Source organism: Sorangium sp. So ce363 (genome assembly GCF_051520435.1).
In the GTDB taxonomy this organism is placed as follows: domain Bacteria; phylum Myxococcota_A; class Polyangia; order Polyangiales; family Polyangiaceae; genus Sorangium; species Sorangium cellulosum_B.
Genome location: NZ_CP150333.1, coordinates 12,878,267 through 12,891,793 on the forward strand (window position 1 = coordinate 12,878,267; position 13,527 = coordinate 12,891,793).

Consider the following 13,527-nt stretch of genomic DNA (forward strand, 5'->3'; position numbering starts at 1 on the left):
TGCAAGACCCGACGTGCGCGTCGTGATCGCGCCTCGCGAAGGCGCGCGCGGGGCGATCACGACGCGCGGGACATGTCCGACGGCATCCGCGCTCTGGGCTCGTGGATCAGGACCGTCTCGGCGCTGGAGAGCTCCTCCATGTCGGGCGCGTCGCCTGACATGCGCCAGCCCGGGCTCCGCTTGGGCAGGCTGTCGAGCAGGCCGGCGAACGAGCTCACCCACTCCTCGATGTCCTGAGGCCGCTCGTCGGGCGACAGCGCGAGCGCCCGCGCGAAGGCGCGGTCGACGTCCGGCGGCGTCCCCGGGAGCAGCGACGAGACGGGCGGCGGAGGGGCGCGCGAGAGGCTCGACAGGATGGTGGCGAGGTCCTCTCCGGCGGCGATGCGCCGTCCGGTGAGCGCCTGGTAAGCGACGGCCGCGAAGGAGTAGAGATCGCTGCGCGTATCCACCGACCTGCCGCGCGCCTGTTCCGGGGCCATGTAGAGCGGAGTCCCCAGGAAGATGCCCGTCGAGGTCGCGCTCACGTCGGCGGAGAGCTCCTTGGCGATACCGAAGTCGAGGATCTTGACGTGAAAGTCGCCCGGCCCCGTCGACGGGAGCAGGAAGATGTTCTCCGGCTTGACGTCGCGGTGCACGAGCCCCGCCGCGTGCGCAGCGCCGAGCGCCGAGGCACCCTCGCGCAGCAGCACCGCCACCTGGGCTGGCGTCCCGGGCCCGTGCGACCTCATGGCATGAGCGAGGGTGAAGCCGTCCAGCCACTCCATCACGATGAAGAGCGTCCCGTCCTCGAGCTCGCCCGAGTCGTACACCTCGACGACGGACGAATGACGGATTCGCGCGACGAGGCGCGCCTCTCTCGCGAACCGCTCGCGCACATCCTCGTTGTTGAAGTGCTCTGTCCTGATGGTCTTGATCGCGACCTCGCGCCCGAGCCGCTCGTCGTGGGCCTTGAACACCCTGCCCATGCCGCCTTCCGCGACGGCCCGGGTCAGGCGATACCGCCCCGCCACGCGATAGGGGAACGGCCGCGGCCTCTTCAGCGCGGCGCCGTCATCGAGGCATCGCTCTACACGCTGATCGTAACAGCGCTGGCAGCTCGGGCATATCTGCAGGATATCGATACCGCGGCGCACCATGTCTTCGAGCGTCGCTGCCCGCCGCTCCGCCGCGCTCGCGAGATCCTTGCGCAGCCGCGAGAGCTCGAGCGCGCTGCCGAGGTGGTGCGCGAACGAGCGGACGAGCCGTCGGGTCGTATCGCTCCACACGACGCCGCTGCCGACGATGACCAGCGCGCCGTGGACGTCGCCCGACATGCCGAGGACGGGGACCACGACATCCGCGGATCTCGGAAAGGAGTGTTGGGTCAGCGCGGCGTGCCGCAGAGCGTCGACGTGCGGCGCCTCGGTGGTGGTCGCGGTGAGGCTGACCATCGCCTGCTCCTCGGCCTTCCACACCGCGACCTCGCGAGCGCCGATCGCCTCCGCGATCTGGGCCGCCGCGGCGGACGACCACCTCGCGATGTCGTCGAGCGCCTGCGCCGAGGAGACGACGAGCTCCGCGAGCTTCTCCTGCTCCTCCGCGAGCTGGCGCGCGAAATAATGCACCGCTGCGTACGCGATGGCCGACACCGTGAGGAGGTTCATCGCGAAGAAGCCGGCGAGGAGGCTCGGAGGCGCCTCCGGCGCGACGCCGGAGAGGAGCGGGTCGGCAACGCCGGCGGCCATCACGAGCAGCGTATACGCGATGAACCAGGGGATGGACGCCCGCGATCCGTGGAACAGCAGCAACGTCAGCGGCGCGAGGAGCGCCCACAGGACGACGCCGCTCGATCCGACGAACCCTCCCCGGCTCGCGTGCATGAGAAACGGCAGGGCGAAGATGAGCAGCGCCTGACGGAAGCGGAACCCGGCAAACTCCTTCGTCCTGGCGAAGTGGGCGAGGCTCAGGCCGGTACACACCATGTAGCCGAGCGGGATCGCCGCCGAGCGGTGGTCCCCGGCTGCCCCATAGGCGATCACCCAGACGGGGCACGCGCACGCCTTGAGCGCCGCGGTGAGCGTGAGGATCTTCTTGTGCTGGCGCACCTTCGGATCGTCGCCCGACTTCAGCCCTATCCGAGAGATGGCCTGGAAAAACTTCATTCTTGTCGATTGTACGACGTTGAGCAGGGTGGCCTCAAGCCGCGGTCAAGCGCTCGGGGGGGCGCGATGTAGTCGAGGTGTAGATGTGGGCTCACTGACAGGGCGCGGTCGCTCCGGCGTGTGCTGCCCTCGCCCTGTCTCCGTCCGGCGGTCACGAGCTGCGCCAGCACGACGCGCGCGACGACCGCCTCAGCCCCCGACCTGCCCTCTCGAGCTCAGTCCTCCGGCTTCCCCTCGGCCGAAAGGTCGATCTCCGCCAGCCTCCCCACGAATGGATCCTCGCTCCCGAGCTGCTGAAACGCGCCCGGATCGCTCCTCTCGAGCGCCGCCAAGAGCTGCGCCAGCCCGCGCCGCGACCCGTAGTAGTTCGACATCTCGTGATCCTCGTCCGTGATGCAGGCGCGCACTGCGCTGCGGGAGATCTGCGGGAGCCGCAGCGCCTTGAGCGCCATCGACCACAGGCCGTCGATGCGGTTCTGGTCCGCGGGGAACTCCAGCAGGCCGGCCATCGTGAGGAGCATGGCGCAGCGCTGCCCCCTCGGCGTGGACAGCGCATCGCCGCCGGAGAGGTGGCCGAGATCGAGGGCGCGGCGCATGGCGTCGGCCGCGCAGAGCAGGCGCTTCAGCTCCTTTGCCGCGTGGCTCAGGTGGCTGTGGAACATGACCTCGACCGAGAGGCCGCCGAGCGTCTCGTTGCTCTGCTGAAAGCGGGTGACGGCCGGGAGCCGCCCGAGATCCTGCTGCACGGCGCCGCCCGTGGGCACGTCGTGGGGCGGCTCGCGGTGGCTGAAGAAGCCCCCCGACTGGAAGGCATAGTAGAGCTCGCTCTGGCCCGCGAGCCCCGCCCAGATGTCCGAGTACTGCGCGACGCGATTGAGGCTGCCCGCCGCCCAGTTGAGGCCCGCCGCGCCGTCGCCGCCGATCTGCGACGCGCTCACCCCCGGGTCGCGCGGCGTCATCGAGGCCTCGATGTCCTCGGCGATGTCCGCGAGCTGGAAGTCGAGGAAGCCGTCGTAGTAATCCGCGCGCCCGTCCCGGTTCACGTCGGAGTAGCGGGCGACGACGAGCGGGTGCGAGGGCCCGACGAACTGCGAGAACCCGGCGATCTGCGCCTGCGGGTGGGGCCACTGCGCCTTCCGGAGGCGCGCGTCGAGCTCGGCGTGCGACGCGCGCTTGCTCATCCCGCGCAGCGCGGCGACGAAGCAGTCGACCCCCTCGGACGCGGTGACCACCCCGTCCGATCCGGTCCTGAAATACGTCGAGTCCCACGAAGAGTAGATGTCCGCGTCCGGGAACATCTGGGAGACGGCAAAGCGCGTGGTGAGCCCCGCGCACTGCGAGTTCATCATCAGCTTGTACCCTTCCTGTTTCACCTGCACCGCGGCCGCACGGAGGTCGAAGGCGCCGAGCTGGGCGTGCCGGTTGATGAGCACCCCGATGAAGAACGCCATCCCCATCTCGAGGTTCTCGTCGCGCGGGGTCGCGGCGCGGGCGAAGACGCGGATGGGCTCGCCGGCGGGCGTCTTGAAGGGGGCCTCGAAGGCGCGGTAAGGGCTCCAGCCGTTCGGCGACGGGGGCGCCTCGGGCGGGAGGGCGATCTCCTTGAAGCCGTGGGTCGACACGAGGATGTTGCACTCGCCCTCGTGGAACTCCGAGGCGCCGCACATCGCGAGGTTCCACGGTCCCGTGAGCTCGTCGTACGGCGGCGCCTCGCGGAGCAGCCCGCGGACGAGCCCCCGCGCTCGCTCCTGCTGGGCCGCCGTGAGCCCCGGGGCGCGCAGCTGGAGCAGGTGGATCGCGTGCGCGCGCAGCGCCGGCCGGGCCGTCTCGTCGCCCGCCTCCCTCTCGATGAGCGCGAGGATCTCCTCGGCGGCGCGCTCCGCGACCGGCGCGAAGCCGCGGTCGTCCAGCGACGTCGCGATGAGGTGCGAGAGGATGGTCGTCGCCGCCGAGCGGAGGGTCGCGGCGGCGGTCGGATCGCGCCTCGCCTCCTCGCCGCCCACGGCCGCGATCTCGAGCGCCGCGCGCGCCTGATCCAGCAGCGCCGCGCCCCGGCGCGCCGAGAGCCGCTCCTTGCGCACCGGCTCCTCCGGGTGGAACGCGCTCGGCGGGAAGAGCTGCGTGAGGGTGCTCGTCCGGCGCGACGAGATCCACCGGGCCGCGGTGACGAGGGCATCGCGGGCGGCGGGCCCGTCGGGGCCGAGCGTCGGGCTCGCGCTGAACACCCCGGCGGGCAGGAGCCAGAGCGGCGCGGCGCCCTCGCGCCCCGCGTTCAGGTCGATCGGCGCCGCCTGCGACGCCACGCCCGGATCCGGTACGACCTCGACGTTGGAGACGGCGACGGCGCGCAGCCGTCGGCGCACGGGCGAGTGGCCGGGAAACACGATGAGCACTGCCTTGCCCTCGCCCTCCCGGAGCGCCGCAAGGCTGTCCCCGGGGACAGGCGCCGAGAGCGAGATGGCATAATCGCTGTCGCTCACCGCGACCGCGAGCAGGTGAATGCCTGGCGCGGACTTTCGCTGTTCGAAGGCGGACGACGCGGCTGGCCCGACGGCATCCACGGTGCCAGGCAGGTCGACGAACCCTCGGGGCGAACGGATCCGGACGATGACATCGCTGGGCATGACGCTCTCCTGAGGTGAGGGAGCGTCGCCGCGTTCAAGATCCCGGCGCAACAGGAATCCGACCCGGCAGAACGCCGGCGTATCGCGTCACAACCGGATCAGGGCGAGCTCGACACTGGCTCGTTCAGGCAGCTCCCTCAATGGCTCTCCGGCAGATCCGGAGTCGACCAGATCACTCCTCGTTCGATGGAGCGCGCGTCGCTGGCGCGATGACGGGGTGGCGGGGCGACTCTTGCGCTGACGAGGCGGAGCAGCGAAGCAGGGAGAAGCCTGCGCCGGCGGCGATGAGCACGCCGGCGGCGACGAGCTTGATCCCTGCGCGCTTCGCGCGGCGCGCCCCTGCCGACGAGGCGACCGCTCCCTCTTCGGCGAGCGCGGCGGTGGCGTCGGCCGTCTCCGGCGAGGAGAGCGCCGCGGCGTCGGGCGGCGCCTCCAGGGAGGCCGCTCCGGCGCCGCGCGCGCGCGGCCGGTTGCTCGAGGGGGGCGCTGGCAGGAGGCTGCCTGCGCGCAGCGTCGCGGTCGACGCTTCGCCGTCCAGATCGGCGGCGCTGGCCGGGAACGCGTCGCTGATGCGGGCGTCGGGCGCGAGCGAGCCGCTCACGCGGGCGCTGGGCACGAGCGGGTCGCTGGCGCGGGCGCTGGGCACGAGCGAGTCGCTCTCCGGAACCCTGGGCGCCGCCGGGGGGCCGAAGGGGCGGAGGGCGACGGCCGCGTAGCGCTCGAGGAGCGCGCCGACCTCGCGGAGATCGGCCGGGCGCTGCGCGCGGTCCGGGCTGAGCATGCGATCGATCATGGCCGCGACGTCGGCGGGCAGCGTCGGCGCGCTCTCCCCGATCGGCTGGATGGAGCCGGTCAGGATGCGCTTCATCACCTTGCCCATGTTCTCGGCCTCGGTGGGCCGCACCGAGGTGAGGCACTCGTAGAGGATGACGCCGAGCGACCAGATGTCGGCGCGGTGATCCACGTCGTGCTCGCCGAGGATCTGCTCGGGCGACATGTAGTACGGGGTCCCGAGCATCTCGCCGCTCCCGGTGCGTCCCCAGGACCAGCTGGTCTCGCCGGGCGCCGCGGTGACCTTGGCGATGCCAAAATCGAGCACCCTGACGCGGGCGTCGTGCTGCGCGGCCTCCGGCGCATCCGCGGAGTCCGCGGAGCCGGGCGCCGGCGCGCCGCTCGGGGGCACCGCGGCGGCGTGAGCGGCTGCGCCGGGCGAACCACGTGGCGCGGCCGCGGCGGGCGTGAGCAGGAAGATGTTGTCGGGCTTGAGGTCGCGGTGGACGATCCCCAGCGCGTGCGCGGTGCCGACGGCCGAGATGACCGGCAGCAGGATGCGCGACAGCTCGGGGAGCGGGATCTGCGCCTCGCGCAGCAGCTTGTCGCGGAGCGACTCCCCCTCGAGCAGATCCATGACGAGGAACGGCGTCCCGTTGTCGAGCTCGAGCACGTCGTGGATGGATGGCACGTTCGGGTGATCGACCGCCGCCGCCGCGCGCGCTTCCCGGACAAGGCGCCGCCGAGTCGACGCGTCCTCCGCCGTGCCGGGGCGCAGCAGCTTCAGCGCCACACGTTCGCCGTTCGCGAGGTGGGTGGCGGCCCAGATGACCCCCATGCCTCCCTCGGCCAGCTGGCGATCGACCCGATAGCGACTTGCCACCAGGGCGCCCGGGATCAGCGGATTGCTCACGCGGAGATCAGGATACCACGCGCCGTCCTCCCGACCTTCTCCGCGCGCCTCAGACGCTCAAACACCGCTCCGGTCGGACAATTACGTGTTCGACGCAGCACCGCGCACCCCGGCGCGCCATACGACATAGGTGCTCGTGTGTACGTCCCTGTCGCCGCAAAAGCGCAGTGATCTTTTCAACACGATGTTCGGCTGCCCACCGCGACCCCGGTAGCCACATAACATCACCGGCCCCCTGTACGTCCCTGTTACCGCAGAAGCACCGATATCTTCTCGACATCGAACTTCACCGGTCATGAAACACACCATGCCAAGCCGCGTCACCACCGCTCATTCATCGTGGCGCCCCCCACCGAGCTCATCCTTGGTGAAGCACCCTCGCCACCGAGCTCATCCGCCCCGGACCGCGCCCCGCCGAGCGGCGCGCGCCCGCACAGGAGACGGGCCCAGATCGGCGTTTTCGGCGCGCAGGCGTACTCACGTACGCCGAGCACCGAAAACGTCGAGATGGGCCCGTATCCGCAGCGGGCGCGTGCCGCTCAAACGGCGGGCCAGATGGAGCCGGCGCGCCGGCGCTCGGCGTAGGCCTCGGCCGAGAGCGCGTAGCGCAGGAGCTCGTTCGACACCGGATGTTGAAGGAGCAGGCGGGGCTCCTCGGTCGAGCGGGCCATGTCGCGATCGTACCGGCGGAGGTAGTCGATCGCGGCGAGCGCGTCGCCGCAGAGCAGGTAGCCAGTGCGGTGCTCGCTCCGGCGCAGGCCGAGGACGAAGGCGCGCGCGTCGTACGACACCGCGACGGTCGGCGCGAGCTCCTCGAGCATCTTGCGCTGGCGGCGCCCGATCGCCCGCTGCACGCCGGGGAGCATCTGCTGCGTGGCGTGCTCGCGCGGGGGCGAGATGGCGCCCGACCCGAAGCCGGGATCGATCGTGCGGATCGACGCCAGCAGCAGGCCGTCGGTGGCCTCGGCCGGGATCTCGTCGAGGAACGTGAAGCCGACCGCGACGCGGGCGAAGAGGCGGGCGAGCGCGAACGTCTGCTCGAGCTCCGGGAGCTCCATGAACGACGTCGGCGCGACGAGGGCAGGGGGATCACCCGGGAAGACGCGGGCGGCTCCCTGCCACGAGGGGACGAGGTAGAGCTCGAACGCCTCGATGCCGAGCGCGCGGCCCACCCGCTCGGCGAGCTGCCGCGTCGGGTGGTTGTCGCGCGGGCTGATCCGCTCGCGCGAGCTGATGCCGAAGTTGCTCAGCTCGAAGCGGATCGCCTTCGCGGCGATCGGCGCGATCGCCAGCGCCACGTCGATCCACGGGCTCCGGGCCTCCGGGAGGAGCAGCCGGCCCATCTCGGGGCCCGCGAAGGCCCCGGCGTACGGCGCCTCCGACGGGACGCGCCGGCCCCTGAGCCGGGCCATGCGGTCCAGCGACACCTCGCCGAGGCAGGCGCGGACCTCCTCCACGGTGATCCGCTCCTCCGCGCGCCCGTCCTTGGCGAGCGCGGCCTCGAGCGCGGCGAGCGCCGGGCCGAGGTCCGGGAGCCGCGTGAAGACCTCCGGATCGGGCGTCAGGACGTCCCGCAGCACCTGGACCGCCTCCGCGTTGCGCCCCGCGGCCTCGAGCCCGCGGCCGAGCGCGGTGCGCGACTCGGGCGGCGCGCCCGGGAGCGCGACGGCCTGCTGGAGGCGCGCGAGCCCGTCGCGAGGCCGCACGAGCAGGGTCGACTCGAGCAGGCCGAGCGTGGTCAGCCAGCGCGGATCGGCCGGGATGCGGCGCGACTCGGCGACCTCGAGCAGCTGCGCGAGCGCCTTGGCGTAGGCCGCGGCGCCCTCGCTCGTGTCGACGCGGTACAGGCGGGCGAGCGCCACCCACCCGCGCGTGTCGCCGCCGGGCGCGCTCACGATCGCGTCGCACAGCGTGCGGACCATGCCGGCCGTGTCGCCGGCGTCGCGGTAGGCGTCCGCGAGGCGCAGGGCGGCCTCGACGCGGGAGCCCGGGTCGGGCGACAGCTCGACCAGGCGCCCCAGCGCGCGCAGCGCGAGCGCGTGGTCGCCGCGCGTGACGCCGAGCTTGTGCAGCCGCTCGAGCGCGGGACGGTTCTGCGCGTCGAGCGACAGGACCGCCTGGAGCGCGTCCTGGGCGAGCGCCGGGTTCGCGAGCGGCCCCTCGTACAGGTCGGCCATCAGGAACTGCGCCGCGATCTTGGTCTCGGCGTCCGTCGCCGCGGCCACGGCGCGCTTCAGGGCGTCGCGCGCCTCGAGCCAGACGCGCTGCGCGGTGAGCAGCCGCGCGAGCAGGAGCAGCGCGGCCGCGTCGTTCGGGAGCGTCTCGATGACCCGCCGGACGGCCGCGATGCCCACGCCGGCGTCTATCGCGCCCGGGCGCCCGTGGTGCTGCAGCACCGACCGGGCGATCTCCGTGCCGAGCAGCGAGATCGCCTCGCGGCTCGCGGCCTTGCCGAGCGCCTCGCCGAGCCGGTCGGTGAGCCGCTGGGGATCGCCCGCGAGCTCCCGGGCGAGCGCGCGCGCCGCGGCCACGCAGCCCGGATCCGCGCGGAGCGCGCTCTCGTACAGCTCGAGCGCGCGCGCGCGGCCCTCGGGGGACGCGTCCTCGGCGGTGAGCTCCGCCGCGCGCACGAGGTGCATGGCGCGCGCGGGCGCTCCGAGGACGAGGTCGGCGAGCGCCAGCTGGGCCGCGATCACGCTCGCGCGGTCGCCGAGGCGCTGCGCGAGCCGATCGAGCCCGCGCGCCGCGATGACGCTCTCCGGCCACAGCCCGAGCGCGTTGCGGAAGCCGGCGAGCGCCGCGCGGGCGGCGGCGGGGTCCGCGTCGGCCTGCGCCTCCGCGAGGAGCGCCTCCTCGACGCTGTAGAGGGCGCGCGCGATGGGATCGGGCGTCAGCTCCCGGCTGTCGCGGATGGCGCTGGCGAAGAGGGCCTGCGCCCGCGGCGCGATCGGATCCGCGGGGCTCGCCTTGGCGGCGATGCGGAGGATCGCCATGTGGGCGGCCGCGTCGTCGGGCGCCTCCTTCACGATGCGCGCGAGCGCCTCGAGCGCGGCGCCCGGCCCGAGCTGCTCCTCGAGCGACGCGATCTCCCAGAGGGCGCCGCCGCGCGCGGTGGCGGAGGTGAACACGTCGGCCTCCGCGCGCAGGACGGTCGCGAGCGACGTCGGCGCCTCGAGGTGCCGGTAGAGCTGCTCCAGCATGCGGAGCGCCGGGACGTGGTTCGGCACCACCCCGACGAGCCCCTCCAGGATCTCGACGGCCTGGCGCGGGCTGCTGTCCGCGAGGACCAGCGCAAGGGAGATCCGGAGCGCGTGATCGACGAGCGCCGGCGGCTTGCGCTCGAGCCAGCGCGCGTACAGCCCCGCGAGCTCGCTGGCGATCATGGAGGCGGACATCCCCGGCAGGCTGGACGCGCGGGCGCCGGTCGCGGGCCGCTGCGCGACGGGCGCGCCGAGGCCGACGCCGACGCCTGCGCCGCCGGCGCGGACGTAGATGCGCTCCATCGCGTCGAGGATCGCCGGATCGTGCTGGCCCGAGGCGAGCGCCGCGTCGGCGCGGGCGAGGAGGCGGAGGGCGTCCTGATCGCGCCCGAGGGCGAGCTCCTGCACCTCGGCCGCCTGGAAGAGCAGCCGCGCGTGGTCGTCGGGCCGCTGCGCCTCGTCGGCGAGCGAGCTGAGCACCTCGACGAGCTTCTCGTAGTTGCCGGTCTCGCGGAGGAGCCGCGCGATCTCGATCCGGGGCAGCGGGTGAGCGGGCTTCTTCCGCGCCGCCTCGCGGTACGACTCCACCGCGCTGTGCGGCCGCTTGAGGCGCCGCTCGTCGAGCCCCGCGACCTCGATCCAGAGGCTGAACGCCGCGTCTCCCGCGGGGTCGCGCTGGATGAGCTTGAGCAGCGCGCGCCGCGCCTCCTCGTACCGGCCGGCGCGCTCGTCGAGGCGGACGCGCGCGCGCAGCGCGTCGGGGTCGGCCGGATCGATCGCGAGCGCGCGATCGACCAGCGACGAGGCCCGGTCGCGATCGCCGAGCCGGAGCTCGGTGACGTCGGCGGCGCGCAGGAGGAGCCTGCGCTGCTCGCGCGGGCTGCTCGTGAGCTCGGCCTCGGCGCAGAGCGCGCGCGCGAGCCGCTGCGCGTCGCCCGCGCGCGCGGCGTTGCGCTGGAGCGCGAGGATCGCGGCGCGCCGCTCCGGGTCGATCGCGAGGATCTTCTCGATCTCCTCCACGGCGCGGGCGGGCTGGGCGAGCTCGTCCTCCCAGATGGAGACGAGCTTCTCGAGCAGCCCGATCTTGCGCGTGGGGTCCTCCGTCGCGCTCGCGGCCTGCGTGTACAGGTCGAGCCGCGCCTGCACGCCGCGCGGATCTTCCTCGACGGCCAGGGCGTCCGGCGTGAGCAGGGCGGAGAGCGCGTCGAAGACCGAGCTGTTGCCCGGCTCGATCGCCCACGCGGCGCGCAGGATGGCGAGCGCCTCGTCGCGCCGCTTCAGGTGGCGCTCGGAGATGTCCGCGGCGCGGAGGAGCGCCGCGACCCGGACGGGCGCGGGCCGGTCGGCGTTGGCGACGGCGGTCCACACCTCCACGCGCTCGGCGTGGTGGCCGAGGCGCTGGAGGGCGCGGTCGAGCCGCTCCCGCGTCGAGCTGTCCTCGGGATCGAGGTCGAGCGCGCGCGTCGCGTGGAGCGCGGCCTGCTCTGCGTCCCCGAGGGTGTCGTAGATCTCCGCGAGGCGGACGTGCTCGTGGATGATCGCCTCTCTGTCGGTGAGGAGCGCGAGCTCCTTCTGGCGCACGTTGGCGGCGAGCTCGAGCATGCCGTTCGCCTCGAGCAGGCGGATCAGCTCGCCGACCACGCGCCGCGCGGTCGGCGAGCCGGCCGGGGCCCGCGTCGACGCGCGCCGGAGGAGGGGCACCGCGTCCGCCGGGGAGCGGATCTTGTCGATGAGCAGCCGCGCCGCCGTGTAGAGCAGCCGCGCCGCGCGGTCGTCGTCGCTCTCGTGATCGGCCTCCAGGGAGAGCGCGCTGACGAGGCCGACGATGCCGTCGTGGTGCACGAGGTGGCGGCGGAGCGCCTCCCGCACGGGCCCAGGCCCTGGATCGAACGCGATCGCGCCCTCGAGGGACGCGAGGGCGAGCTCCGGCTTGTAGAGCTTCCGATCGAGCACGGCGGCGCGCTCGACGTGGACCCAGGCGGTGAGCTGGCCGTCGCCGTCCGGCCGCCCGCGCCCTGGGGCGTAGGCGGCGGAGAGCCGGTCGAGGTGAGCGGCGAGGTCCTTGGCCGCCTGCTCGGCGCCGCGGGCGCTCTCGCGCCGGAGGGCGATCTCGAGCCCGCGCAGCGACGCGGCGTGGAGCGGGACGAGCCGCAGCGCCTCGGTGAAGGCCTCGCAGCTCTCGGGCGTCCGCCCGAGCGCCTGGAGCAGGCGCGCCCGCTCGGCGAGGAGGTCGGCCCGGAGCGCGTCGGTCTCGGCGACGCGGAGCTTGTCCTCGACGACCTCGAGCGCGAGGGCGAGCTCGGTGCGCGCGTCGAGCACGCGGTGGACCCGCGAGAGCGCCGGCTCGAGCGTGCGGGACAGCTGTCGAGCGCGCTCGTACGAGCGGCGCGCGGCGGCGGGGTTCTTGAGCACCCGCTCTTCATGGATGCCGAGCTCGACGAGGGCGCGCGCCGCGCCGACCGGATCGCTGCCCTTGAGCCGCTCGGCGCGCTGCTGGAGCTCGGTGGCGAGGTCCGGAGCGGCGAGCTGCGGGCTCTGCGCGGGCGCCTCGGGCGCGTTCGGCTGCGAGCGGGGCGCCGGAGGTGGCTGGGCGGGCGCGTGCGCGGCGCTCGGCGCGGGCGCATGCAGAACGGTCGCCGCATGCGCGGCGTTCGGCGCGTGCAGGACGGTCGCCGCATGCGCGGCGCTCTGCGCGGGCGCCGCCGTGCTCGGCGCGGGCGTGGCGCCCGGCGCATGCGCGGCGTTCGGCGTGACGCCCGGTATCGGCGTGCGCGTGGCGCTCGGCGTGGGCGCGCCGCCCGGCAGCGGCGCGCGTGGGGCGCCTGGCGTGGGCGCGCCGCCCGGCATCGGCGTGCGCGTGGCGCTCGGTGCGTGCGCGCCGCCCGGCAACGGCGTGCGCGTCGCGGTTGGCGCGGAGCTCTGCGCGGGCGCCGGCGTGGCGCTCTGCGCGGGCGCCGGCGTGGCGCTCTGCGCGGGCGCCGGCGTGGCGCTCTGCGCGGGCGCCGGTTCGAGCGAGTCGACCGAGATGGGCGTCGGCGACGAGCTCGGCTCGACCGAGATGGGCAGCGGCGTCGCGGTCGGCTCGACCGAGATGGGCAGCGGCGTCGCGGTCGGCTCGACCGAGATGGGCATCGGCGTCGTGCTTGCGTCGAAGGCGGCGATCGCCTGGGCCGCGCCGCCCGGCTGGGAGCCAGGCGCCGGCTTGCCCGCGCTCGCGGCGGAGCCTGGAGCGGGCTGCGTTGCGGCGCGGTTCGGGATCTGCGGGCGCTGGCCTGGGCCGCGCGCCGGAGGGCGGGCGGGGCTGGGTCCAGGGGGCGCTGCCGTCGTCTTGGACGCGCCTCCCGGAGGCATCGGCGGCGGTGGCCTCGACGGCGGCGCAAGCGACGGCGGCGCCGGTGGCGGCCCGCTCGCGACGCTGCCGTCTTTGCGGCGGATCAGCGGCGGTGGCCTGCTCGGTACTGGCGGCGGTACGCTCGGGGCCGGCGTCTTGTTCGGCCCTGGCGGCGGCGCGCTCGGCGGCAGCGGCGGGCTCGAGGCCAGCGGCGCGCTCGGCAGCGGCGGCGGGTTCAGCGGTGGCAGCGGGCTTGCGGTCGCCGGCAGCGGTTCACCGTCTGTCGGCGTGCTAGCAGCCGCCGGCGGCGGTTCGTCGCCTGTCGGCGCGCTCGCGGCCGCCGGCAGCGGTTCGCCGCCTGTCGGCGCGCTCGCGGCCGCCGGCAGCGGTTCGCCGCCTGTCGGCGCGCTCGCGCTCGACGGCGCGCCGGGCATCGACGTGCTCGTGCCGACGAGCAGCGTCTTCGCGCCGGGCTGAGGTTGCGCGCTCGCGCGCGTCATTTGAGCGTTGTCGGCGTTGGCTTCCCAGCCACCTTCGTCCGGCGATC

5 protein-coding genes are annotated in these 13,527 nt (G+C 74.2%); 1 reads left to right on the plus strand and 4 read right to left on the minus strand.

Going from position 1 to position 13,527, the window contains the following annotated elements:
* Positions 1-56: 56 nt before the first annotated feature.
* From WMF12_RS48565 to WMF12_RS48580, 4 genes are all read right to left on the minus strand, one after another.
* On the minus strand, positions 57-2,141 hold the full coding sequence (locus tag WMF12_RS48565) for a serine/threonine-protein kinase (RefSeq protein ID WP_437858644.1): 2,085 nt from the start codon (positions 2,139-2,141) through the stop codon (positions 57-59).
* A 215-nt stretch (positions 2,142-2,356) separates the two neighbouring features.
* The gene (locus tag WMF12_RS48570) at positions 2,357-4,765 is read right to left on the minus strand and encodes a hypothetical protein (protein ID WP_437858649.1); all 2,409 of its coding nucleotides are present in this window, start codon (positions 4,763-4,765) and stop codon (positions 2,357-2,359) included.
* A gap of 172 nt (positions 4,766-4,937) precedes the next feature.
* Entirely contained in the window at positions 4,938-6,449 is a 1,512-nt protein-coding gene (locus WMF12_RS48575; protein WP_437858660.1) for a protein kinase domain-containing protein, read from the minus strand.
* Between the two features lie 539 nt (positions 6,450-6,988).
* Positions 6,989-12,496: a cellulose synthase gene (locus WMF12_RS48580; protein WP_437858664.1), complete on the minus strand. Its 5,508-nt coding sequence runs from the start codon at positions 12,494-12,496 to the stop codon at positions 6,989-6,991.
* On the opposite strand from WMF12_RS48580, the gene WMF12_RS48585 reads away from it, so the two are divergent.
* A complete protein-coding gene (locus WMF12_RS48585) occupies positions 12,477-13,457 on the plus strand; it encodes a hypothetical protein (RefSeq protein ID WP_437858670.1) in 981 nt (326 codons plus the stop codon). The genes WMF12_RS48580 and WMF12_RS48585 overlap by 20 nt on opposite strands.
* Positions 13,458-13,527: the final 70 nt, after the last annotated feature.